The sequence below is a fragment of the Winslowiella sp. 2C04 genome (assembly GCF_050037805.1).
GTDB lineage: Bacteria > Pseudomonadota > Gammaproteobacteria > Enterobacterales > Enterobacteriaceae > Erwinia > Erwinia toletana_A.
The window spans coordinates 4,055,721-4,081,033 of record NZ_CP188300.1; the positions used below are offsets into that span (position 1 = coordinate 4,055,721).

The window sequence follows — 25,313 nt, forward strand, 5'->3', positions numbered from 1 at the left end:
GCTGCGAAATCTATCGTGTCGTTAAGGGTTTTGGCCATGCTGATAAATCAGATCGGAGTGACGGCGGGGACAATAAATATTAGCGAACACAAATAAACCATCACTGCTACTTCGATATTGATTTTTAACCCCATGACAACCATCTCTTTTAAGTCAAATTACAAATCGGTTAGAATTTCATCAGTTAAACCATGGGAATGACAAGGAAAAAGGAATGACACGTCAATTTACCAATGAACTGGCACCGGAACTGCTGTCAACAATGGAGCAATCATCGTTTACGGCCCTGTACCGTATTGCTGTGGAGGGTAGCCACACCAGGGAGGGCGGAACGGTTCATGCCCCCTGGAATGGAAATCAGATCGAACTTTCAGATGGAACAAAAGTGAATGTTGCACTGCAAGGTGATGAGGTTGTTTATGCGGATGGCAGAACTGCGAAAATTATAACGGGAGCGGGTACGAGAAGTGAAGTCAATGCCCGCAGTGTGGCGCTCGTTGGTAGCCGTCTGGATAACGGTTATGAGATTATCAGCACTTTGTGCCATGGGCCAATGATTGTCGGGCGTGAAGGAGAAACGATGCCAGAAGATTTCCTGCCATCCAGCGAGGTGGCGTAATGGGAAATCGTTCTAACTGTTATGGGCGAGGCACGGCACTGGAGGGGGATAAAACAGCCTCGGGTGCTGAATGTATCGCCTCAATGTCCAATGATATCGAGCACGGACGAAGGGTTGTCCGTGTTGGTGATAAAACTACCCGATGCCCCAAATGTGGTGAGGCTGGGGTTATCGTATCCGGTGAACCCCGTGATACCAATAATGGAAAAATAGCGGCGGTAGACGGTTCAATTGTGCACTGCGGTTGCCCTTCCGGGTCGAACTGGATTATTGCGCCTGCCGGACAATGGGTTGGTAGAGGCCCGGATCCGTCTATTGCAGCCCTTGCAGCATGGGTTGCTGAACGTAAGGCCGCAGAAGAAGAAAAAGCCAAACAACTGGCTGAAGCACGTGACCGCAATCGTGTGTTCGCCAAATCCTGCCTGCGGGGTGAGGGCTGTAATGATGCCGGAGAAGATCAGGAACCTCATACCAATTTCGCTGTGATGGCATTTTATCAGGCCGTTCCCCCTGCTGATCCTGTATCAGATAATGATGTTGTCCAGCACGCTCAGACAGCCAGGAAAAAGAAAGCTGCAGAAGATATTCCAAAGCCGAAAAAGCGAAGCGCCCTGTATAAATGGTGGTTCGGTAATCATGAGGAGGTCGAATACCAGCGTGCAACAGCAGCAGCCACAAGTGCTGCTAACGCTCAGATGGCGGTTGAAGGAGCCAGTGTGCTTGGGCTGGTGGGTGGAAAAGCCATTACAACAGGAACATGGGCAGTAAAACTTGGTGAGATGGCTACAGGACTCGGAAGAGTAGCAGCCAGCGGCCCCGGTGCTCCCATCGCAGCAGTTGTGATGGGAATGATGCCCGGCAGACTGAACGACGGTGAACAGGACTTTATTGACCGGATGCGTCTGGAACAGATGCGTGAAGCGCCAAGCCGTGTGCGTTATACATGGGAACAAGATGATAAAGGTAATCCGGTTCCTCATGGCTGGCATACTCCACCCGGTAAAGATAGGGTGCGTGTGCGCAAAATGGAGTGGGACAGCAGCCGAAAAGCTTATACGTTCACCACAGAGGAAGATCCGCGTATTACCATTATCTGGACGCCCGACAGTTCAGGTGTCAATGTTCCTTCAAATACAGGTAACCAGAATCCGGTAAGGATACCGAATCCTGTTATTGTTAATCCGCTGCCGGAAGACACCGGGATTGAGGCTACAACCAGCCCTACGCCGGAAGAGAAAAAATTTGCAGATTATATTCTTATCTTGCCAATATCGGATATTCCACCGATATATATATATTTGCGCAACAGCTCTGGAGAGGTTACGGGTAAAGGTCAGAAGGTCAGCGGGATATGGCTGTTGGATGCAAATACCGGTAATGGTTCCCCGATTCCAAGCCAAATAGCGGATAAGCTGCGAGGCCGAACGTTTGCGAACTTTGACCAGTTCCGTGAAGCATTTTGGATTGAAGTATCTAAAGATCCTGAGTTATCAAGGCAATTTAAAGGTTCAAATATTATTAATATGAAGAAAGGGAAGGCTCCGGCAACGTATAGAGAGGGGCGAGTTGGAAAACGTATCAAGTTTGAGATTCATCATATCAAGCCGATAGGCCAAGGTGGTGAAGTCTATGACGTTGATAACATGGGCGTTACAACACCCCGGCGGCATATTGATATTCATTCTAATAAATAAGGTGGTTATATGAATAATAAAAAATCCATTTCTGATTATACTGAGCAAGAATTTTTAGCATTGGTTAGTAGGATCTACAATGCAGAAGAAGAAAGCGAAGAACAAGATGTAAATAATCTTTTGGAGTTTGAACGTCTGTGTGAACATCCAGAGGGTTCAGACCTTATTTATTATCCACGAGAAGGACGCGAAGATAGTCCAGAAGGTGTTGTTCAGGAAGTCAAAGAATGGCGTCAGGCCAACGGAAAACCGGGCTTTAAGAATTAGTCTCCAGCTGCATAAATGAGTATCGATCCGCGCTTAAGGGCGCGGTTTTAGTCGATCGCAGGAGTGATAAGAAATAGATAATAATATGTTTTTATTAAAATTACATACCGAAAAAATCACGCCTGTACACATTCTTACACACAAGAAAATTTTGTGAGATCACTCTTCTAAGTAGCATATTTAACTCATGTCATAGAAAAATGATTTTGTAGAAAAGTGTTCACCCTGTTCATTCTTGCTTTATATACTATATTTATTAATCACTTAAATGATAATCAGTTAGCTGATAACTCTTCACCATTACCTGCCCCCAGGATTAGATACAAGGCTCAGTTAATAATCTCGAATCCGGAACCGCTGCCATACACCCGCCTTTAATTTAGCCAGGAAAAATCTTAAGCAAGCAGAATAGCAAAGCCAAATGATAATGAGAATGCGTATTAAGTTGATCTGTTATGCATTAGTGGCTACTTGTAGAACTCCGTAAACACCGGCGAACCGATGGCATAGTCGATAAAACAGGCCAGCGCCGGTGAGTTCAGCTTACGGCTGGGATAAACCAGCCATAACTCATTGCCTTCGACTTCCCACTCCGGTAACACCTGTACCAGCGCATTATCTCGGGTTAAATCATGGGTTAAAAAGCGCGGCAGCAAGGTAATGCCCGCTCCCTGTAGCGCACATTCGCGCGCATACACCAGGTTGTCCGTCATATGCGTCGGAGGCAGTAGCCAGCTGTACCACTCCTCGCCGCGCTTCAGTAGCCATTCGCTCCAGGCGCGATGGGCAATACAGCGATGTTCCGCCAGCCGTTGCGGATGCAAAATCGGCGAATGCTGCGCCAGATAGCCCGGAGCCGCCACCAGATAGCGCTGGCAGTAGCCAATGCGCCGGCCAATCAGCGACGAATCCTGCGGCTTGCCGGTGCGCAGGGCGATATCAAAGCCATCCTGCACCAGATCTCGCATATCATCGGATACCGAGACTTCCAGCGTCACGTCGGGAAACTGCTGCTGAAAGCCGGCATTACAACGCGCCAGCAGCGTCGCGCCAATACCCGCCGGGCTGGTGATGCGCAACCTGCCGCTGGGGTTATCGCGCAGTCGCTCAATCGCCTGATCGGCGCGTTCGCTGGCCTGTAGCATCTCCTGACAGTGAATCAGGTAACGTTCACCAGCAAAGGTCAGATTCAGCTGGCGGGTGGTACGGTTCAGCAAACGTAAGCCGAGCGACTGTTCCAGCTGGCTGATGCGTTGGCTGACGCTCGATTTTGGTAGCCCGGCGCGGCGTGCCGCTGCAGTAAAGCTGCCGCCCTCTGCCACCAGCGCAAACAGCGCCATATCCTGTAACTGCTTAAACATGATTGTTCACCTGAGACGAACACTCTGTGATTGATTGTCCATCTTATCACTCCAGTTTACAGCATCTACAATTAACCCACTAACCTGAGGAGAATTGAGATGAATAACAGAGCGATTGCAATCAATCCGGAAAATCCACAGCAGTTTATTGAAATTCAGCCAGAGCGTCCGACGCCGGATGAATATGATTTGTTGGTGGAAGTGAAGGCCGCATCGGTCAACCCGGTGGATACCAAAGTGCATAAAGGCGCACAGAAGAATGGTCTGCAAGCGCCGCGGGTTCTGGGCTGGGATGCCAGCGCCGTGGTGCTGGAAACCGGCAGCAAAGTCAGCGGTTTCAAACCCGGCGACGAGGTTTATTATGCTGGCGATATCACTCGTCCGGGCAGTAACAGCACGCTGCAACTGATTGATGCGCGGATTACCGGTCACAAACCGAAAAGCCTCGACTGGGCAGCCGCTGCCGCTATTCCGCTGACCGCGCTGACCGCCTGGGAGGGCCTGTTTGAGCGGCTGAATATTCAGGATGCGCCGGAAGGTAAAACCCTGTTGATTGTTGGCGGCGCTGGCGGCGTTGGTTCACTGGCGATCCCGTTTGCCAAACTGCACAGCAAACTGAAAGTGATTGCGACCGCCTCACGCCCGGATTCCGTGCAGTGGTGCCTGGATCGCGGTGCTGACCTGACAATTAACTACAAGGATATGCCAGGCGAACTGGAGAAGCTGGGCCTGAAACAGGTGGATTATATTTTCTGCCTGAATGATACCGACGGCCACTGGGACACCATGGCGAAGCTGATTGCGCCGCAGGGCCATATCTGCACCATTGTTGAAAATGAGCAGCCGCTGGATATGAATGAGCTGAAGCTGAAAAGCGCGGCGCTGCACTTTGAGTTTATGTATACCCGCAGCATGTATAACACGCCGGATATCGCCCGTCAGGGAGAAATTCTTGATGACGTCGCCGCATTACTGGATGCCGGTAAAATTGCCAGCACGCTAAATGAGACCTTGCAAGGACTGTCAGTGGATACCCTGACTGAAGCTCATCAGCGTGTGCTGGAGGGCCATATGCGCGGAAAAGTAGTAATAGTGTATTAAGTATCAGCCTCTTTTTCTGGGGGAAATCCCCAGAAAAAGCCTTTTCCATTTCCAAACGATGAATGACTTATTGCCCATCAGGACAACGCCCTCCCCTCACATTAAATTGCCGATAAATTCACTTCTCTTGAACACTAAATATATTGAGTGATAATTAATTCACGACTTAACGTTAAAATAATCGCCAGAAAATCATAATCTGACCTGTTTGTTATTTTGCTGTCATGCCGATGTCAGCAGATAAAATATATAGTGACCTTTCAATATTCCCACTGGCCGACATTTTCGCCAGGCCAATAAGCGCGAAATATTTGCGAGGTAATTATGATCAACAAAATCATATTAATTATGGCTGGCGTGATTATTCTGGCGTTGGTCGCAATGCAACTCAGGTCATTGCCAGAAAAATCCGCCGCAAAATCAGCGACGCCGCCGTCAAAAGTTGGCGTAGTGACATTGCATAAACAGCCGGTCGAAATTACCACTGAATTGCCCGGCAGAACCATGCCATTTCGTCAGGCAGAAGTTCGGCCGCAAGTCAGTGGCATTATTCAGCAACGATTATTTATTGAGGGAGAAGAGATCGGCCTTGATCAACCGTTATATCAGATTAATGCTGCACTTTTCGAGGCAGAAGTCAGGCAAAGGCAAGCATCCCTGGCCCGCGCTAACGCCCAGCTACATATTGCCTCACAGCTACTGCATCGATATAACACCCTGGCTAAGCAAAATATTATTAGCCGTCAGGATTATGAAAATGCCGAGTCCGGCAAAAATCAATCTCAGGCTGATGTACTGGCGGCGCAGGCCGCGCTGGATACCGCTAATATTAATCTCTCTTTTACCCGCGTGCTTTCGCCACTGAACGGCATTATTGGCCGCTCGCGGGTGACTGAAGGTGCCCTGGTCACGGCTCAACAGGAAATGGCAATTGCCACTATTCAGCAAATTGATCCTATTTATGTCGATATCGTGCAGTCCAGCAGCGAACTGCTGCGTCTGCGGCAAATGCTCGACAGCGGTGAATTAAGCCGTGGCAGTGCAAAAATGTCCGCCAGCGTGCAGTTACGACTTGAAGACAATACGGAATACGCCCATCAGGGCACATTACAATTTGCCGAAGTAACGGTCGATCGCTCAACCGGATCCATTGTGCTGCGTGCCCTGTTTCCCAACCCGGAACGCCTGCTTTTGCCCGGTATGTTTGTTAAAGCGCGTCTGAACCAGGGTATCGCTGCCGAAGGATTATTGATCCCCCAGCGCGGCGTCACCCGCTCAGTACAAGGAGATTCGCTGGTTCTGCTGGTTAATGACAGCAATATCGTTGAGCAACGAGTTATCCGCACCGCACAGGCCATTGACGATAGTTGGTTAGTGACGCAGGGCGTTAAACCGGGTGACAGAGTCATTATCGAGGGCAGCCAAAGAGTAAAACCAGGGATGACGGTAGCGGTTGAGGAGTGGCGCTCGTCTGCGGATGACATCGCCACCGCTGCCGGAGGGCGCGCCTGATGGCTACTTTCTTTATTGCGCGTCCGGTTTTGGCATGGGTTATTGCCATATTGATCATGCTGTTTGGTGGCCTGGCGATGTTCTCGATGCCGGTCAGTCAATTCCCGGCCATTGCCCCGCCAACCATCAATATTCATATCAACTGGCCCGGCGCTTCAGCCAAAACCGGGCAAGATTCTGTGGTGCAGGTTATCGAGCAGCAGATGAATGGCCTTGATAATCTTGAGTACATGTCATCTGAAAGTCATTCTGATGGCAGCATGACCATCGTGTTGACCTTTTCTCAGCGTACCAATGCCGATACCGCGCAAGTTCAGGTGCAGAATAAAATCTCGCTGGCGCAACCGATGCTGCCGGTCGAAGTGCAACAACAGGGTATTCGGGTAACCAAAGCACCGGCAAATAACCTGTTGTTTCTTGGTTTTATCTCCAAAGATGGCAGCATGTCGCGCCAGGATATCGCGGATTATGTTGCAACATTTATTCAGGATCCGATCGGTCGCACCGCTGGCGTAGGGGACTTCCAGCTTTTTGGATCGCCTTACGCGATGCGGATATGGCTCGATCCGGCAGCATTATTTAAATTCAATCTGACGGCAACGGATGTCAGCCGCGCGGTGAGTGAACAAAATATTGAAATTTCATCCGGTCAGTTAGGCGGCCTGCCCGCCGCGCGAGGACAGGAAATAAACGCGACGATTCAGGGAGCAACGCGCCTGCAATATCCGGAGGAATTCGCTGCCATTCTGATTAAAACCAACAGCGATGGATCTCAGGTTCGCTTAGGTGACGTGGCAAAAGTTGAGCTGGGGGCGCAAAACTATGCGGTAACCTCCTGGTACAACGGGGAGCCCGCTGCCGGGCTTGCGGTGCGAGTTGCCAGCGAGGCGAATGCGCTTGATACCGCAAAAGCGGTGTATGCCACTCTTGATCAGCTGCGGCCTTTTTTCCCGCCGGGTTTTGAAGTCGTCACCAACTATGACTCGACGCCTTTTATTAGTCTCTCGATTAAGAATGTGGTGAAAACACTTATCGAAGCCATTGTGCTGGTCTTCGTTATTATGTTTCTTTTTTTGCAAAATTTAAGAGCAACATTGATCCCTACCTTAGCTATCCCGGTTATTTTACTCGGGACATTTGGCGTACTTTCTACCCTCGGTTACAGCATCAATACGCTGACCATGTTTGCGATGGTACTCGCTATTGGGCTATTGGTGGACGATGCCATTGTGGTGGTAGAGAACGTTGAGCGCCTTATGCAGCAGCAGAAACTGTCACCGGTACAGGCGACACGGCAATCGATGAAGCAGATTAGCGGCGCGCTGTTTGGTATGACAATGGTGTTATCCGCGGTGTTTATCCCGATGATGTTTTTTAGCGGTTCGACCGGCGTTATCTATCGTCAGTTCGCGATTACCATTATTACCGCGATGGTTTTATCGCTATTTATCGCCCTCATTTTTACCCCCGCCCTTTGCGCCACGCTGTTGAAAACGCCCACTGCCGATCGCCATCAGGGACGTTTTTTCCAAAACATAAATCGATTTATTGAGCAAATAACAGATCGTTACAGCAACCTGGTCGGTCACTGTATTACGCGTCCTTTACGACTTATCGCTCTGTATATTCTGCTGATTGTGGTAACGGTAGTGATGTTTATCCGCTTACCTGGCTCATTTCTGCCGCAGGAAGATCAGGCATTTTTGTTTGTGCAGATAACCACTCCCGCCGGCTCCAGTGCTGAACGCACACAGCAAATACTGCATCAAGCCAGTGAATACTTGCTGACGAAAGAGAAAGACACGGTTTTATCCGCATTTATCGGCTCCGGATTTAATTTTGGTGGGCGTGGCCAAAATACCGGGATGATCTGGGTGCGGTTATTACCCTGGGAGCAGAGAACCGCGCCGGCTCAGCATGCCGAAGCGGTTACGCAGCGGCTTAATGCCGTGTTCAGGGAGCAGCTCAGGGATGCAAACGTGGTTGTCTCAATGCCGCCATCGGTCAGGGAACTGGGTAATGTGGCAGGTTTTAATCTCCAGTTAATGAATCAGGCGGGCCTCGACCATCAAGCCTTTCTGGCCGCACGTAACTTGTTTATCGACCAGGCGCGTCAAAGCGCAATACTGGCGAATATTCGGGTAAATAGCGTTGAAGATGCTGCGCAATATCAACTGATAATTGATAAAGAGCGGGCCAAAGCGTTAGGTGTGCCATTAAATGAAATTAATCAAACATTATCACTCGCCTGGGGGTCGGGATATATCAATGACTTTATCGATCGCGGACGCGTCAAGCGCGTTTATATTCAGGGGCAGGCAGAATCACGTATGCAACCTGATGACCTGCACAAATGGTATGTGCGTAATGAACTGGGAAATATGGTGCCGTTTTCATCCTTCGCGGCGGCAGAATGGGGGGTGGGTTCGCAGAAGCTGACGCGATATAACGGCGTTCCCGCCTATAATATCCAGGGCGTTCCGGCGAGCGGTTATAGTTCAGGCGATGCGATAGCAGAAATAGAGCGCCTTGCCGCCACCCTGCCGGACGGTGTGGGCTACGACTGGACCGGTCTCTCCTATGAAGAGAGGAAAGCCGGGTCGCAGACGGCGATGCTGTACTTAATGTCTTTGATGGTGATTTTTTTATGTCTGGCAGGGCTTTATGAAAGCTGGAGCATTCCTTCAATTGTGATACTGGCGGTGCCTGGCGGCATTATTGGCACAGTACTGCTGATGCTGCTTCGTGGGCTGGCAAATGATGTTTACTTCCAAATTGGCTTACTGACCACCATAGGACTGGCGGCAAAGAATGCCATCCTGATTGTTGAGTTTGCCAAAGCACATTATGACTCAGGGGGAAGTGCCACTGAATCCGCTATGCTCGCCGCACGCCAGCGACTGCGGCCGATAGTCATGACCTCACTGGCTTTTATGCTGGGTGTTCTTCCGCTATTTTTTGCCAGTGGTGCTGGAGCAGCCAGCCAGAATGCAATTGGCACTGCGGTGCTCGGCGGAGTGTTAGCCTCGACTTTTCTGGTGATCCATTTTGTTCCGGTTTTCTTTGTTATTATTACCCGAATTTTTCGCATCAAGCGGAAAAATAAGCACGATGCCAGCATCTTTCCGCAGGTTTAAATCAGATTGACACACAGCCGCTGATTAATTCAGTTAATTACCAACAGGATATTAATACAGGAGTTGTCAATGGACAGACATCATGAAACAGTCGCTCACTTGTTAATCTGGATAGAAGAAAACATCCGTTATCCAATAAAAATAACTGACGTAGTTAAAAAATCAGGCTATTCAAAATGGTATCTACAAAAGTTATTTCGCAAGATAACCAATGAAAATCTGGCAAGTTACATCAGAAACAGAAAGTTAGAATTGGCAGCACGGGATCTCCATGAAACGGATTATAGCATTAGCTATATTTGTTATAGTTATGGCTTTGAGTCGCAGCAGGCGTTTTCACGCGTCTTTTCCAGGCGATTCAGGCAACCGCCGTTGAAATATCGTCAAAGTAAAAGAAATGTAAGCACCGCTCATTCTGTCAGCTTTGTCATCCCAGGGTAATTTTGATGACAGCTTCGATTGATACAGTAAAGCGATGAAACGCAATCAATAAATTTACAATGACAATATTAAATAAAGAGGAAAAGAGATGAAAATTAAGTCCATCGCCGCGCTCGCTGTTATTTCACTGTTTGCGACTAAAAATGTTATCGCAGCAGATCTTATTTCGTCTGATTACGGTAAAGAAAAAATAGGCGTCATTAGCGTTAGCGGCATGTCAACACCGTCAGAAGTATCAGGAAAGCTCAGAGAAAAGGCTGTTGAAGCCGGTGCAACCGCCTATAAAATTATTGCTACCGGAGGCAACAACAGGCAGTTTGGTGTTGCAGTTATCTATCGCTAAACAACGCTATTCCCGCTCACATATCTTCAATCGATAATGAGATTGCCTGTCTTTGATGGATTATTCTTCCCCATCAGGACAGGCAACGAAAACAATGATCACAACGCCTCAACTGAAACACGACTGGCAGATAAAATCGCCCTGTTACTGGCTATATCCGGGGCATTTATCCTCAAGGTGAAGCCAAAGGTATTTACGCCATTTTCACTGCGGGCAAAAGCTTCTCCGCCATGCATCAGGGCAACAGCCTTGACGATAGCCAGCCCTAATCCATGGTGAACACTGCTCAGATTACGCGCCTCATCGACACGATAGAAGCGCTCAAACAGTCGGCTTAAATGCTGAGGTTCAATCGGCTCCCCCACATTTGATACCGCAATGTAAGTAAAATTTCCTTGTTGTGACAATTCAACCCCGACTGAGCTACCTGCTAGCGCATAACGCGCGCTATTTTCCAGCAAATTAGCCAGTGCCCGATGAAAGAGTCTTTTATCAATCATTACCTGAACATCCCCAATCACATCGATATTGATATTTTTCTCGAGGAAAGAGGGTTCGACATATTCGCAGGTTTTGTGTGTTTCTTCACGCAGTGATACCTGACTGAGCTCAACCGCATGCTGACCAGCCTGAGCGTGTGAAAGGAACAGCATATCATTCACAATCGATGCCATACGCCCCAGCTCTTCCAGATTCGATTCAAGCAGTTCGCCAAGCTCGTCAGAGGCTCCCGGACGCGACAAGCCGAGTTGAGTTTGACCAATCAGATTAGTAAGAGGGGTTCTGAGTTCGTGCGCAACATTAGCATTAAAGCTTTCAAGCTGTTTCCAGGCGACTTCCTGACGCTCAAGGACACCATTAAAAGAGACCGCTAATGAATACAGTTCATCCGGCAAGGTATCACAATCAAGACGCTGGAACTGTTTGCCCGGTGCAAGGCAATTTGCCTGTTCGCTCAGTTTTCTTACCGGACGTAATCCATAACGTGCGAGAAAATAACTTAACATCACCACCAGAATCAGCCCTGCAAGTGAAATAAACACCAGAGAACGAGTGAATTCGTTAAGAGTTGCATAATAAGGTTTGGATTTAATCGCGACAATAAATTTTACTTCTGGTCTTTCCCCCAGAGGTTTGAGGGTCTCAACCAGAATATACAGCGGGTAGGATTCATTCTGATGATGAACAGTTGAAAACCCTTCGGGCAAGCCATCATAGTTTATTTTATCGGCTACTTCACCGCCCAAATTAAATTTTCTGTCTTTGCTGAGAACAAGATAGTCAACCTTCCTTCCTTCATGCTCGGTTAACGTCGCTATCTTATCTTTGACATTCGACCAGTGACTGGCACTTCCCTGGGTAGAAATATATTTTGCCATTAGCGAGTGACGGAAGATAAGTTCTTTCTGCATCAGGTTTTCCAGCGATGAGAATAACGATGTTCTCAAAAAGCAATTGGAAATCAACATAATAACAATCAGCAGTGTGGCAAACAGGCAGGTCAGCCGAAGGGAAATAGAGGTTTTCATGGCGCATACTCCCGATGAGTAATGCGCGAAGTGCGCGTTTCCAACACATATCCCATGCCGCGCGCAGTGTGAATAAGTTTATCCTCATAGGGTACGTCAATTTTATTACGTAACCTCTTAATGGCAACTTCAACCACATTTGCATCACTGTCGAAATTCATATCCCAGACTTCTTCAGCGATCATCATCTTCGACAGAATTTTTCCCTGATGCCTGGCCAGAAGACTTAATAATGAAAACTCTTTTGCCGTCAGATCAATGCGGATGCCAGCGCGAAAAACTTTCCGCGCAATAAGATCGATTTGCAGATCGTCAATGCACAGATGCTGAGGATCGCTGGCATCGGACATTTTTCGCCGCAGCAAAACCTGAATACGTGCCACCAGCTCAATCAATGAGAACGGTTTAGCCAGATAATCATCCGCTCCGGATCGCAGCCCTCGCACTCTTTCATCAACCGAACTTCTTGCTGATAACATCAAAACAGCCGTTTGTTTCACTGCCCTGATCTTTTCCAGCACGGCATAGCCATCGAGGCCTGGTAACATTACATCGAGGATGATCACGTCATAATCATGTTGTAGAGCCAGGAATAATCCTTCATTGCCATCTTCCGCAACATCAACAGAATAGCTCTGTTCAACCAGCGCACGGCGAATATAGGATGAGGTTTTTTGCTCGTCTTCCACTAACAGTAAACGCATAAGTTCGACTCTCCGTAGTCTTAAAGAACAGAACAATTTTACCTGTCTATTCTGTCAACTTACTTACGTCAAACTTGCAAATTTGTCAGCAAACCACGGTATAACCGGTTAGGGAATTCGCCTCAGCGATTCCCTAACATCTCCTTGACTAATTCGACGCAGCGCAGAAAACGACTGTCGTAATCATCCTCTTCAACATGCACAAATGGAACCTGGTTATCGTTAAGCATGGTGATAAGCAGATCCTGAAACTCCTTACGATCCACCGAGCTGCCGAGACTACGCAGACCGTCTGCCACCCATGGCACGTTATTCTCCACCAGGATCACCAGGTCAAAGCGGTACTCATCAATCAGCGCCTGCACAAACGGATGCTCACGCCCTTCATACTTTTTACAAAATGCCTGAGTAGTGACAAAATCGGTATCGATAAACGCCACTTTATTGGCATATTTAACTGCAAAATCAATATATTGCGCCTGACCCAGCGCGATTTTGTCGTAGTCCGAATATTGCAACGCCATCTCATCACCACCGAGATGCGAGAAGACGTAATCGCGACCAAACTCCCACGCACTGGTAGTATTAAAGATATTCGCCAGCTTATTAACCAGCGTCGATTTCCCGCTCGATTCGCCACCGAGAATCGCCACGGTGCGCACGAAGAACGGTTTCACTTCCGTCGGAATGTAGTCCCAGTAGCGGAAAGGATCCTGGCGAATCTGCGCACCGCTAATGTTCATAAACGATCGTTTTGGATCGATCAGCACCGATTCAATACCCAGATGCTCCGAATATTGTGCTGCGTCCTGCTCTTCGCTGGTATAAACGCGGTTTGGCTCAATACCCTGCTTCGCCATAAACGCCGTGATGCCCTGGCTCCAGACATCCCAGCCGTGCGGATAAGGCTCCATTCCCTCTTCGTTAAACGAGTGAATGCGAATATTTTTCTGATATTTAAATGTTTGCAGCAGCCAGCGCAGGCGGTCACTGATGGTCGGCTGTTGTGACATGGCACTGTTTTCAAACAGCATCTTATCGCGCGGTTCGTCATATCCCATAATGATATGCAGCTCATCCACCTGGCTACAGGCGCGCTGAATCAGATAGATATGACCGGTGTGTAACGGATAAAATTTACCGAACAGCACACCGACAGTTTTTTCACGACGCGGAAACTCCAGCCCCAAATAACGATGCAGCGCCTCCAGCTTTTGCGCGCTGGGGCTTTTGATTTTGGCATTCAGTAACTGACTGAGATAGCCTTTGGTCATGCCGCTGGCGTCCGCCACCTGTTGCAGAGTGTGGCCCTGCTGGCGAATAGCCGTTTTCAGATAATCAAATGACGACATGAACTGCCTCCTGCATATCAATCCGGAATACACTGACCACCTGACGCCGGGAATGCCCGGCGCAGGAAATTATAAATCTTCGAGAATCGCCAGCGCGTCAGCCAGTTTCTTTACACCAAATACCTGCATATTTTCCGGCGGTTTTTTCGGCACGTTAGCGGCCGGAACAATGGCGCGGCGGAACCCATGCTTGGCGGCTTCAGAAATACGCTCCTGACCGCTTGGCACCGGACGGATCTCTCCGGCAAGGCCGACTTCACCGAATACCACCAGATCCTGCGGCAACGGACGGTCGCGCAGACTGGAGACCATAGACAACATCAGCGCCAAATCGGCACTGGTTTCCGTCACCTTGACGCCACCCACCACATTGACGAACACATCCTGATCGGCCATTTGCAGGCCACCATGTCGATGCAGTACCGCCAGCAAAATCGCCAGGCGGTTCTGCTCCAGCCCCACCGCGACACGACGCGGATTGCCCATCATCGAATGATCAACCAGCGCCTGGATCTCAACCAACAGCGGACGCGTCCCTTCCCACAGCACCATTACCGAACTGCCTGAGGTCACTTCATCACCGCGCGACAGGAAAATTGCCGAAGGATTGCTGACTTCACGCAGCCCCTGCTCAGTCATGGCAAACACCCCCAGCTCATTCACCGCACCAAAGCGGTTTTTATGGCTGCGCAGCGTGCGGTAGCGAGAATCGGCATCGCCATCCAGCAGTACCGAACAGTCGATACAGTGTTCCAACACTTTTGGACCGGCCAGCGAGCCGTCTTTGGTGACATGACCCACCATTACTATCGCCACACCGCGCGTTTTGGCGAAGCGGGTCAGGTAAGCGGCGGTCTCACGCACCTGCGCGACGCTGCCAGGCGACGACTGAATATCCGCCATATGCATCACCTGGATTGAGTCAATCACCATTAGCTTCGGCTGTTCCTGCTCGGCGATCAGACAGATCTGCTCGATGCTGGTTTCCGACAGCATATTGAGATTTTCGGTGGGCAGGCCTAATCGATGCGCACGCATCGCCACCTGTTGTAGCGACTCTTCACCCGTGACGTACAGGGTTTTCATTCCTTCCGACAGCTTACACAACGTTTGCAGCAGCAGAGTACTTTTTCCTGCGCCGGGGTTACCGCCAATCAGGATAGCACTGCCAGGCACCACGCCGCCGCCGAGCACGCGGTCAAACTCTTTAAAGCCGGTGGTAAAACGCGGCAGAGCTTCAAGGCTGATCTCAGAAAGTTTCTGCACCCGGCTGGTGCCGGCGCTACCGGCGTATCCCGACAGACGCTCGTTACGCGCCACCGTGGGTGAAGCGGCAAGGCGCACTTCAGTAATGGTATTCCAGGCTTGGCAGGCGCTACATTGCCCCTGCCAGCGCGGATAGTCTGCGCCACATTCGTTGCAAACGAAGGCGCGTTTTACCGCTTTTGCCAAATTTTATCCTTAGATTAACGCTCTTCGTGAATCAGGCTGCCGCTGAGAATACAGAACACGCCCATCAAATCCGCATGGCGGATTGTCACTTCGGTTTTTTCATTTACGGTCGGTTTGGCGTGATACGCAATGCCAAGCGCGGATGCAGCGATCATCGGCAGATCGTTCGCTCCGTCGCCGATCGCCACGGTTTGATCTTCTGCGATAGCAAACTTCTTCGCCAGCTCCAGCAGCGTTTTCGCTTTATATTGCGCATCAACGATCTGGCCGATCACTTCACCGGTCAGCTTGCCATCACAGATCTCCAGCTCGTTGGCCGCCACCGCCGCCAAATGCAGCTTGTCACGCAGATATTCTGCATAGTAGGTAAAACCACCGGACGCGATAGCGACCTGCCAGCCAAGAGCCTGTAGCTTCTGTACCAGCGTGGTTAAGCCTGGCATTAATGGCAGCTCATCGCGAACCTGTTTGAGAATATTGGCGTCGGCGTCTTTCAGCGTGGCAACACGCTGACGCAGGCTGGCCGCAAAATCGAGTTCACCGCGCATTGCCCGCTCGGTCACTTCCGCGACCTGCTCACCGCAGCCTGCCAGTTTAGCGATTTCGTCGATGCACTCAATCTGGATAGCCGTCGAGTCCATATCCATCACCAGCAGACCCGGGGTTTTCAGATGAGGTATTTTGCCCAGCGGCGCCACATCCAGCCCGACGTCATGCGCCAGTTTGGTCGCGCGCGGCGTCAGCGACCCGGCCAGACGAATCACCTGATAATCATCCACGCACCAGGCGCTGACGATCACCATCGCAGCACCCAGCTGGTGCTGATACTGGGTCAGACGAGCTTTATCGAGCTGACGCCCGTAAAGCAACCAACCGGTACGCCCGGCACGATAATCCAGCGGCATCACTTCGTCGCCGCTAAGAGAAAGAGGTAAACCTGGCCAGAGAGAGACATCGGAAGGCAGGTCACACCAGGTCAGACGATTTGGCATTACAGCTCCTGTAGGGGACATATCAGGCTGCGTAAGGTTTCGCTACGCAACCCAAACAAAACCACGCAAGAGGCTACCTTGTATGCCGCGCTTCTGGCAACATAAACTGTCGAAAACAGCGTCTTCGCTGTTCACAAAATTCAAAGGTTAGAGATGGCTAAAGCTAAACTGAAATTTCGCCTGCATCGTACCGTGATTGTACTGATCTGCCTGACGCTACTGGTCGTACTGATGCAGGGCGCATCGTGGTTCAGCCTCGGCCATCAGATGGCGCGATCCGGCCAGGTAGAAGAGCTGGCGCGCACCCTGACAAAACAGGTGGCTTTTAGCCTGACGCCGCTGATGGAAAACAGCGAGGATAATCGCCAGCAGATTCAGGCGCTGCTCGGCCAGATGACCGATCGCAGCCGGATTCTGGATGCCTCGGTGTATAACGATGATGGCACTCTGCTGGCGCGTAGCGGCGAAAACATTAATGTGCGCGACCGGCTGGCGCTTGACGGAAAGCGCGCAGGTAGCTATTTCAATCATCAAATTGTGCAGCCGCTGGCAAGCAACGGCAGCCCGCTGGGATTCTTGCGCGTCACGCTGGATACCCACGTACTGGTGACCGAGGCCAAACAGGTCGACAACACCACCAATATTCTGCGCCTGATGATGCTGCTGGCGCTGGCGATTGGCATCATTCTGACGCGTACTCTGCTGCGTGATCGCCGCACACGCTGGCAGCAATCACCGTTCCTGCTGACCGCCAGCACTCCGGTTAAAGAGGACGATGAAGAAGAAGCTGACGCTGGCGAAACGGTAAAAGAAGAGAAAGCCTGATTACGAGGGAGTAAGTGAATAGGTAATGTTGCAGAATAACTGCCGGTTACTGGGGCGGTGAGAATACCGCCCCCGGGTTCAGCAGAGATTTACTCTTTGTCACCCAACAGCACTGATTCCAGCGCGATTTTAATCATATCGTTAAACGTCGTCTGACGTTCAGCCGCGGTGGTCTGCTCATGGGTACGGATATGGTCAGACACGGTACAGATGGTCAGCGCTTTAGCACCAAACTCAGCCGCCACACCGTAAATGCCCGCCGCTTCCATTTCCACACCGAGGATGCCGTATTTCTCCATCACGTCGAACATCTGCGGATCTGGCGTATAGAACAGATCAGCAGAGAAGATGTTGCCAACGCGCGCATCAACACCGAGCTGTTTAGCTGCGTCTACGGCGTTACGCACCATGTCAAAATCAGCAATCGCCGCGAAATCGTGATCTTTAAAACGCAGACGGTTAACTTTGGAATCGGTGCAGGCACCCATACCAATCACCACGTCACGCAGTTTCACATCCGCACGAACCGCACCGCATGAACCGACACGAATGATTTTCTTCACGCCAAAATCGGTGATCAGCTCTTTGGTGTAAATCGAGCAGGACGGAATGCCCATGCCGTGGCCCATTACGGAGATTTTACGGCCTTTATAAGTACCGGTGTAACCAAGCATGCCACGCACGTTATTCACTTCAACCGCGTCGTCGAGGAAAGTTTCAGCAATATGCTTAGCACGCAGCGGGTCGCCCGGCATCAGAACCACGTCAGCGAAATCACCCATCTCGGCGTTAATATGAGGCGTTGCCATTTAGTATTCCTTAATTAGTCAGTGTGGGGCCAGCAAGCGCGGCCCCGAAGTGGTTGCATTGTGCTGCAATCACAGCATATTTTTGCCGTAATCCATATCGGACAGGCCAAAGTATTTCGCCACGGTCTGGCCGATATCGGCGAAAGTTTCACGGTATCCCAGCGAGCCTGGCTTCACATTCGGGCCGTAGATCATAATCGGAATGTGCTCACGCGTATGATCGGTACCTGGCCAGGTTGGGTCACAACCGTGGTCGGCGGTGAGGATCAGAATATCGCCCTCTTTTACCAGTGCCATCAGCTCCGGCAGACGACGGTCAAACAACTCCAGCCCGCCGGCATAACCCGCTACGTCGCGACGATGGCCCCAGGCCGAATCGAAGTCAACGAAGTTGGTAAAGACGATGGAGTTATCCGGTGCGGATGCCATCTCTTTAATCGTGGCATCAAACAGCGCATCAAGACCGGTGGCTTTGACCTTTTTGGTGATACCAACATGGGCATAGATATCGGCAATTTTACCCACCGAAATCACTTCACCGCCCTGCTCATCCACTAGCTTTTTCAGCATGGTTGGCGCTGGCGGCTCTACCGCCAGATCGTGACGGTTACCGGTACGCTCGAACTGACCGGCTTTATCACCCACAAACGGACGCGCAATCACGCGGCCGATGTTATAGCCGCCTTCGGTCAGCTCTTCACGAGCGATTTCGCACAGCTCATACAGACGGTCGAGGCCGAACGTCTCTTCATGACAGGCAATCTGGAACACCGAGTCAGCAGAAGTATAGAAAATCGGCTTGCCGGTTTTCATATGCTCTTCACCCAGCTCATCAAGCACTACGGTGCCGGAAGAGTGGCAGTTACCGAGGTAGCCCGGTAAATTGGCGCGCTCTACCAGCTTGTCCAGCAGTTCCTGCGGAAAGCTGTTCTGCTTGTCACTGAAGTAGCCCCAGTCAAACAGCACCGGTACACCGGCGATTTCCCAGTGGCCCGACGGTGTATCTTTACCAGACGACAGCTCGCTGGCGTAGGCGTAAGCACCAATAATTTCGGCGTTAGGATCCAAGCCCGGCGGGAAAGTGCCCGTGGATTCTTCCGCGGCTTTGCCGAGGCCCAGTGCGGTCAGATTTGGCAGATGCAGTGGCCCTTTACGCCCATGATCCGCTTCACCTTTAAAGCACGCCTCAGCAATGTGGCCCAGGGTATCCGAGCCTTTATCGCCGAACTTGTCGGCGTCTTTGCTGGCACCGATTCCGAAGGAATCAAGCACCATGATAAATGCACGTTTCATCCTGCTCTCCTGCGTATCAACGCGATGAGGATTAAAAAATAGCGATCAGAATAGTATGACGCTTATTCAGTAATTCTGCGATAGATAACTGGTGTAGATTGCGGCGCACTATCGCTGACTGCGATCGCCGATTTCAGCGCCAGGGCAGCTTCCTGCCAGCTGGCCTCGCTGGAGGCGTGAATAATTGCCAGCGGACGCTGCGCATCAATCTGTTCACCGAGCTGTGCCATATCGCTCAGTCCAACGCTGTAATCAATGCTGTCGCTGGCGCGGCGACGGCCACCGCCCATCGATACCACCGCCATACCCAACGCGCGGGTGTCCATGGCGCTGACGATGCCGGAGCGATCGGCATAGACCGCTTTGCTCAGCATCGGCGCTGGCAGATAGCGGTCGAGATTATCAATAAAGTCAGTCGGGCCGTTTTGCGCCGCCACCATGCGCGCAAAGATCTCTGCGGCTTTGCCGTTATCCAGCACCGCTTGCAGTTTAGCGCGGGCATCTTTTTCATCGACGGCCAGTGAACCCGAGATCAGCATTTCGGCGCTCAGCGCCATCGTCACTTCATACAGACGTGGATTACGGTAAGCCCCGGTCAGGAACTGCACCGCTTCACGCACTTCCAGCGCGTTACCGGCGCTGGATGCCAGCACCTGGTTCATATCGGTCAGCAGCGCGGTGGTTTTACAGCCTGCGCCATTCGCCACGCCAACAATCGCCTGCGCCAGCAGCTCAGATTGCTCGAAGGTCGGCATAAAGGCACCGGAACCCACTTTGACGTCCATTACCAGCGCATCGAGACCTTCGGCCAGCTTCTTCGCAAGGATTGACGCGGTAATCAGCGGAATCGAGTCAACGGTAGCGGTGATGTCACGCGTCGCGTAGAAGCGCTTGTCAGCCGGTGCCAGCGAGTTAGTCTGGCCAATAATCGCCACGCCGACATCCTTGATGATGCGGCGGAATGTCTCATCATCCGGGAAAATATTAAAACCAGGAATCGCTTCCAGTTTATCCAGCGTACCGCCGGTATGGCCCAGCCCACGGCCAGAGATCATTGGTACATAGCCGCCGCAGGCGGCAACCATGGGACCCAGCATCAGCGAGGTCACATCACCGACACCACCGGTCGAATGTTTATCGACGATCGGGCCATTGAGATTCAGCGATTGCCAGTTCAGCACCGTACCCGAATCACGCATCGCCATGGTCAGCGCCACACGTTCAGGCAGGGACATATCGTGGAAGTAAATGGTCATCGCCAGTGCAGCGATCTGCCCTTCAGAAACGGTGTTATCACGTACGCCATTAATAAAAAAGCGGATCTCATCTTCGTTCAGTGGCTGGCCATCGCGTTTTTTGCGGATAATTTCTTGCGGCAAAAACAAGGTAAACCCCCTGTTTAAAAAGGTAAGTGGGCGAGAAGTCTCTCGCCCGGATTATCTCGGAATACGGTGCAATCTCATTGAAAACGGCGACGGCGTGCTTGCCGTCGTTACTGATTAGTAAGCAGATTTACTGGCTGCAACCTGATGACCGGCCGCGTTCAGCAGGCTGGTTAACAGGCTGGAAGCGCCAAAGCGGAAATGGCGCGCATCGGCCCAGTCGCTGCCAAGGATATCGTCAGCCAGTTTCAGGTAGATGGCGGCATCTTCTGCGCTGCGCACGCCACCAGCAGGTTTAAAACCGACGTCAGCTTTAACGCCTTTATCGCGGATAACCGTCATCATAATTTCGGCGACTTCCGGGGTGGCGTTAACCGGCACTTTACCGGTTGAGGTTTTGATAAAATCAGCACCGGCATCGATGGAGATTTCAGAAGCCTGACGAATCAGCGCCGCCTCTTTCAGTTCACCGGTTTCGATAATCACTTTCAGCAGCACATTGGCCGCCGCGCACGCCTCTTTACAGGCTTTCACCAGCTCAAAACCAACTTCGCTGTTGCCAGCCATCAGTGCGCGGTAAGGGAACACCACGTCAACTTCATCCGCGCCATAGGCAATTGCCGCACGGGTTTCTGCCAGCGCGATAGCAATATCATCGTTGCCATGCGGGAAGTTAGTGACCGTCGCGATGCGAATGTCCGGCGTTCCCTGCTCACGTAAGGTTTTACGGGCGATCGGGATAAAACGCGGATAGATGCAGATGGCAGCAGTGTTGCCAGCCGGGGATTTTGCCTGATGGCACAGCGCGATCACTTTCGCGTCGGTATCATCATCATTCAGGGTAGTCAGATCCATCAGTTTCAACGCGCGCAGCGCTGCAGCGGTTACATCAGTCATATTACTCTCCAAAACAGATTTAATGAGCCTTCCGACACAGGCCAGCTTCTATGTTATTATTCTAACAGTCCCAGCCCGCCATTGATGTGCGTTAACTCACAGTTGATTAAGAAACGTCTGCCATCATTCTACTCTGATTGTGACTTTAATCACATTAAATCAACCAAAGCCCGGCCCTTAAAAACAAAAAAGCCGCGATGAAGATCCCTCATCGCGGCAATGTGATAATTTTCACATTTTAGTTACAGCGCGAGGAATACCCCGGCAATACTGGCACTCATCAGGTTAGATAAGGTACCGGCTATCACCGCTTTGATTCCCAGACTGGCGATATCGTGGCGGCGATTCGGTGCCATGCTGCCCAGCCCACCGATCAGAATGGCAATCGATGAAAGGTTAGCAAAGCCACACAGCGCAAAAGAGATTATCGCTTTAGTGTGATCGGAGATGACCTGCAGACCGGCAGCTGCCACTACCGCATCTTCTTTCAGATAGGCACCAAAATTAAGATAAGCAACGAATTCGTTCACGATCAGCTTCTGGCCGATAAACGAACCCGCGATCATGGCCTCTTCCCACGGCACGCCAATCAGAAACGCAACGGGTGCAAACAGATAACCGAGAATCAGTTCCATCGACAATTGCGGATAGTCAAACCAGCCACCGATACCAGAAAGAATTCCGTTCAGTAACGCAATCAGCGCGACAAAGGCCAGCAACATCGCACCGACATTCAGCGCCAGCTGCATACCCGAAGAAGCACCCGAGGCTGCCGCGTCAAGGATGTTGGCGGGCTTATCATCTTCCGCCACCATTTCAGCCGCATCGCGCTTGTCGAGGCTGGTTTCTGTTTCCGGCAGCATCAGCTTGGCAAACAATAACCCGCCAGGTGCGGCCATAAACGAAGCGGCGATCAGATATTCCAGCGGCACGCCCATCTGAGCATAGCCCGCCAGTACTGAGCCTGCTACGGATGCCAGTCCACCAGACATCACGGCAAACAGTTCGGAACGGGTCATGGTGGCGATATAAGGACGTACCACCAGCGGCGCTTCGGTCTGTCCGACGAAGATATTTGCCGTTGCCGACAGCGACTCTGTACGCGAAGTCCCCAGCAGTTTATGCAAACCACCACCGAGCAGACGAATCACCAGTTGCATAATACCGAGGTAATAAAGCACAGCGATTAACGAGGAGAAAAAGACAATAATTGGCAGTACGCGCAGTGCGAACACAAAGCCGCCGCCGCCGAACAGTTCAAACATTTTGTCCGACGCCAGGCCGCCAAACAGGAATGAAATCCCCTCATTACCATAGGCAATCACGCTGGAAACGCCCTGCGACATGCCCAGCAGCACGCTGCGCCCAACCGGTACATACAGCACTAATGCACCGATACCCACCTGCAATAAGAAGGCACCCAGCACCGTACGGAGTTTGATAGCTTTGCGGTTAGTCGACAGCAGGACGGCAAACAGCATCAGCGCCACCATGCCAATCAATCCCATGATAAGTTGCATTTTTCCCTCGTTATAATTTAAAAGTCGCGAAGTGACACGCCGAACAAAAATGGCGGATGTGCAAAAAGTCTTAAGCGCGGGCGATTATAACCACAGGGAAGCAGAAGGCACGGATTGAAGTCACACAAAAATACAAATAGAAGCAATTGTAAATTCTATAGGGTGATCTAAGTCACATTACTAGATGTGAAACAGGCGGCGGGTATTCTCACGCAGGGTATCGCGAATCAGTTCAGGCGCTTCATGACGTAATTCACACAGCGTTTGCCAGACATTAACTACCCGTTCCGGGCGATTAGGCTGGCCCTGAAATCCACACAGCGGCATATCCGGCGAATCGGTTTCCAGCAGCAGCGAAGCCAGCGGTAAACGGGCGATGGTCTCACGGGTTTTACTGGCGCGCGGATAAGTAATCGTACCGCCAACGCCAATCGCATAACCGGCTTTGATAAACGCTTCGGCCTGTTGCAGGCTACCGGCAAAACCATGAATCACTCCCCGCCGCGGCAGCTCAATGCGCCGCAGCTGCATCGCCAGTTTATCGTGCGTGCGCCGCGAGTGCAGAATCACCGGCAGATCATAATCACGTGCCAGTTTCAGCTGCGCGTCCAGCAACGCCTGCTGCTTATCAAACAGCGGATTCTCGATATAGAGGTCGAGTCCTATTTCGCCGATCGCGACCAGCTTTTTCGGGCGCTGCTTCAGATGCTGCTCCAGCAAAGCCACGGCGGCATCATTATGCTCAGCAATCGCCATCGGATGCAGTCCCAACGCGGCATACAGCGGCGGATAATTATCGGCCAGTGCCAGCACCTGTTGAAAACGCGATGCGGCAACCGCAGGAACAATAATTTTTTCCACTCCCGCCGCAGTTGCCCGTTGCAGGCTGTCACTTTCATGCTCGCTGAAGGGCGGAAAATCAAAATGACAGTGGGTATCGACAAAACTCATGCGCGTGATCCCTCATCATAGTCTGCATCATTGCCGGCAACCGGATCGCGAATAATCGTGGTGTTAGCTGGCTGATTCGCCACCGCAGCAGGTGGCATGACAAACCGCGGCCGCAGGGGCGTCTCACTGTCACTCAGCCACTGACCGAGGGTCGCGAGAAAATAGCGGCCACAGCGGCGTCCTAAATGATAATCCTGATTCAGTGAAGCTATCCGACTTCCCAGTGCACTGCTGGCCAGCGGTTTCGGTGGAAAGATCTCCAGCACCCGCAGTTTACCTGGTGGATTATCAATAAATTGCTGAGTGTCATGATAGCTTTGCTCATGCTGCTGCATCACATTGACCAGGGGCCGCAGCGCACTTTCGCTCAGCCAACGCTCCATACGTTTGATCCACTGTGGGGTATAATGCATCTGCGAAGGCACGGTGCGGATCACCACGATGGTATCCGCGCCCCGCCGTGCTGCTTCACGAACCGGTATCGCATCGCTGATGCCGCCATCCAGATAACTGATACCGTCCAGATCGACACCCGGCCGATAGAATCCCGGAATAGCGCTGGATGCTTTAATAATATTCAGCCAGTTATCAGCCGTTGGCGCAAAATACCCCGGTGTATAGTCATCACTGCGGCAGGCACACATATAAAATTCTTTGCCGCTGCTTAACATCTTTTGTGCACTGGTAATTGCCAGCGGAAACTCTTTCGCTGTGATATCCAGTAACCAGTCGAGATCGATCAGATGACCACCGCGCACAAAACGCAGCGGATTGAAAAACAGTTTATTGGTGGTATAGCGGGTGATGACCCGACGCGCATAGCCAGGTTGAGCACAGACAAAAGCCGACAGATTTTGTGCTCCGGCAGAGGTACCGAGCATCAGATTAAAGGGATTGAAATGCGCACGCTGAAATTCATCCAACACGCCAGCGGTAAAAATGCCACGCTGCCCACCGCCTTCGCAGACCAGCGCGATTTTACCTGGTTTAAAAGGTTTTAATGCCAGTGGCTCAATATTGCCCAGCGTAATGGGGATGCGTTTGCCCAACAGCTCATTCCTTAAAGATGCTTTTCCGATGTTTTCTGCGTGTTGCAGCTTAACGGAGTTATAACATCTGAGGACAAGCGATG

At 51.1% G+C, this 25,313-nt stretch carries 22 protein-coding genes; 9 read left to right on the top strand and 13 right to left on the bottom strand.

Annotated elements, in window-relative coordinates; genetic code table 11:
* Positions 1-214 precede the first annotated feature (214 nt).
* From ACP3TC_RS18385 to ACP3TC_RS18395, 3 genes are read left to right on the top strand one after another with little or no spacing between them, the layout of a single operon-like run.
* Positions 215-619, top strand: coding sequence for a hypothetical protein (locus ACP3TC_RS18385; protein ID WP_426816996.1), 405 nt, complete (start codon positions 215-217; stop codon positions 617-619).
* Positions 619-2,313, top strand: coding sequence for an S-type pyocin domain-containing protein (locus ACP3TC_RS18390; protein ID WP_426816997.1), 1,695 nt, complete (start codon positions 619-621; stop codon positions 2,311-2,313). The genes ACP3TC_RS18385 and ACP3TC_RS18390 overlap by 1 nt, the downstream gene beginning before the upstream one ends.
* A gap of 9 nt (positions 2,314-2,322) precedes the next feature.
* Positions 2,323-2,580, top strand: a complete 258-nt coding sequence (locus tag ACP3TC_RS18395; protein WP_426816998.1) for a bacteriocin immunity protein — start codon at positions 2,323-2,325, stop codon at positions 2,578-2,580.
* 467 nt (positions 2,581-3,047) lie between these two features.
* Here ACP3TC_RS18395 and ACP3TC_RS18400 read toward each other — a convergent pair whose 3' ends face one another.
* A complete protein-coding gene (locus ACP3TC_RS18400) occupies positions 3,048-3,944 on the bottom strand; it encodes a LysR family transcriptional regulator (protein ID WP_426818300.1) in 897 nt (298 codons plus the stop codon).
* Positions 3,945-4,040: 96 nt separating this feature from the next.
* Here ACP3TC_RS18400 and ACP3TC_RS18405 point away from each other — a divergent pair, with 96 nt between their 5' ends.
* The 5 genes from ACP3TC_RS18405 to ACP3TC_RS18425 all read left to right on the top strand — a co-directional run bounded on the left by ACP3TC_RS18405 (position 4,041) and on the right by ACP3TC_RS18425 (position 10,475).
* The gene (locus tag ACP3TC_RS18405; RefSeq protein WP_426816999.1) at positions 4,041-5,042 is read left to right on the top strand and encodes a zinc-binding alcohol dehydrogenase family protein; all 1,002 of its coding nucleotides are present in this window, start codon (positions 4,041-4,043) and stop codon (positions 5,040-5,042) included.
* Between the two features lie 324 nt (positions 5,043-5,366).
* Positions 5,367-6,554 (top strand): efflux RND transporter periplasmic adaptor subunit, encoded by a 1,188-nt coding sequence (locus ACP3TC_RS18410; protein ID WP_313855565.1) that lies wholly within the window; start codon positions 5,367-5,369, stop codon positions 6,552-6,554.
* Positions 6,554-9,691, top strand: a complete 3,138-nt coding sequence (locus ACP3TC_RS18415) for an efflux RND transporter permease subunit (protein ID WP_426817000.1) — start codon at positions 6,554-6,556, stop codon at positions 9,689-9,691. Before ACP3TC_RS18410 ends, ACP3TC_RS18415 begins: the two co-directional genes overlap by 1 nt.
* A 69-nt stretch (positions 9,692-9,760) precedes the next feature.
* Entirely contained in the window at positions 9,761-10,132 is a 372-nt protein-coding gene (locus ACP3TC_RS18420; protein ID WP_313855563.1) for a helix-turn-helix domain-containing protein, read from the top strand.
* Between the two features lie 88 nt (positions 10,133-10,220).
* Positions 10,221-10,475, top strand: a complete 255-nt coding sequence (locus tag ACP3TC_RS18425; RefSeq protein WP_313855561.1) for a DUF1471 domain-containing protein — start codon at positions 10,221-10,223, stop codon at positions 10,473-10,475.
* Positions 10,476-10,573: 98 nt separating this feature from the next.
* Here ACP3TC_RS18425 and ACP3TC_RS18430 read toward each other — a convergent pair whose 3' ends face one another.
* From ACP3TC_RS18430 to serB, 5 genes are all read right to left on the bottom strand, one after another.
* Positions 10,574-12,004, bottom strand: coding sequence for a heavy metal sensor histidine kinase (locus tag ACP3TC_RS18430; RefSeq protein ID WP_426817001.1), 1,431 nt, complete (start codon positions 12,002-12,004; stop codon positions 10,574-10,576).
* Positions 12,001-12,708 carry a heavy metal response regulator transcription factor gene (locus ACP3TC_RS18435; RefSeq protein WP_313855558.1) on the bottom strand — a complete coding sequence of 236 codons (708 nt, stop codon included), beginning with the start codon at positions 12,706-12,708 and terminating at the stop codon, positions 12,001-12,003. The genes ACP3TC_RS18430 and ACP3TC_RS18435 overlap by 4 nt, the downstream gene beginning before the upstream one ends.
* Positions 12,709-12,830: 122 nt before the next feature.
* A complete protein-coding gene (gene nadR / locus ACP3TC_RS18440; RefSeq protein ID WP_313855556.1) occupies positions 12,831-14,060 on the bottom strand; it encodes a multifunctional transcriptional regulator/nicotinamide-nucleotide adenylyltransferase/ribosylnicotinamide kinase NadR in 1,230 nt (409 codons plus the stop codon).
* A gap of 69 nt (positions 14,061-14,129) precedes the next feature.
* Positions 14,130-15,512, bottom strand: a complete 1,383-nt coding sequence (gene radA / locus ACP3TC_RS18445) for a DNA repair protein RadA (protein WP_313855554.1) — start codon at positions 15,510-15,512, stop codon at positions 14,130-14,132.
* 14 nt (positions 15,513-15,526) lie between these two features.
* A complete protein-coding gene (serB, locus tag ACP3TC_RS18450) occupies positions 15,527-16,504 on the bottom strand; it encodes a phosphoserine phosphatase (protein ID WP_313855553.1) in 978 nt (325 codons plus the stop codon).
* Positions 16,505-16,657: 153 nt separating this feature from the next.
* On the opposite strand from serB, the gene ACP3TC_RS18455 reads away from it, so the two are divergent.
* Positions 16,658-17,329: a YtjB family periplasmic protein gene (locus ACP3TC_RS18455; protein ID WP_313855551.1), complete on the top strand. Its 672-nt coding sequence runs from the start codon at positions 16,658-16,660 to the stop codon at positions 17,327-17,329.
* Between the two features lie 89 nt (positions 17,330-17,418).
* On the opposite strand, the gene deoD is transcribed toward ACP3TC_RS18455, so the two are convergent.
* The 7 genes from deoD to ACP3TC_RS18490 all read right to left on the bottom strand — a co-directional run bounded on the left by deoD (position 17,419) and on the right by ACP3TC_RS18490 (position 25,230).
* Positions 17,419-18,138, bottom strand: a complete 720-nt coding sequence (gene deoD, locus ACP3TC_RS18460; protein ID WP_052902444.1) for a purine-nucleoside phosphorylase — start codon at positions 18,136-18,138, stop codon at positions 17,419-17,421.
* A gap of 69 nt (positions 18,139-18,207) precedes the next feature.
* Positions 18,208-19,431: a phosphopentomutase gene (deoB, locus tag ACP3TC_RS18465; protein WP_426817002.1), complete on the bottom strand. Its 1,224-nt coding sequence runs from the start codon at positions 19,429-19,431 to the stop codon at positions 18,208-18,210.
* Positions 19,432-19,493: 62 nt separating this feature from the next.
* Positions 19,494-20,816, bottom strand: coding sequence for a thymidine phosphorylase (deoA, locus tag ACP3TC_RS18470; protein WP_313855547.1), 1,323 nt, complete (start codon positions 20,814-20,816; stop codon positions 19,494-19,496).
* Between the two features lie 114 nt (positions 20,817-20,930).
* On the bottom strand, positions 20,931-21,710 hold the full coding sequence (gene deoC, locus ACP3TC_RS18475) for a deoxyribose-phosphate aldolase (RefSeq protein WP_313855546.1): 780 nt from the start codon (positions 21,708-21,710) through the stop codon (positions 20,931-20,933).
* A 242-nt stretch (positions 21,711-21,952) separates the two neighbouring features.
* Positions 21,953-23,230 (bottom strand): NupC/NupG family nucleoside CNT transporter, encoded by a 1,278-nt coding sequence (locus ACP3TC_RS18480; RefSeq protein ID WP_313855545.1) that lies wholly within the window; start codon positions 23,228-23,230, stop codon positions 21,953-21,955.
* Positions 23,231-23,410: 180 nt separating this feature from the next.
* Positions 23,411-24,181, bottom strand: a complete 771-nt coding sequence (locus tag ACP3TC_RS18485; protein ID WP_426817003.1) for a TatD family hydrolase — start codon at positions 24,179-24,181, stop codon at positions 23,411-23,413.
* Positions 24,178-25,230: a patatin-like phospholipase family protein gene (locus ACP3TC_RS18490; RefSeq protein ID WP_426817004.1), complete on the bottom strand. Its 1,053-nt coding sequence runs from the start codon at positions 25,228-25,230 to the stop codon at positions 24,178-24,180. The genes ACP3TC_RS18485 and ACP3TC_RS18490 overlap by 4 nt, the downstream gene beginning before the upstream one ends.
* Between the last annotated feature and the right edge of the window lie 83 nt (positions 25,231-25,313).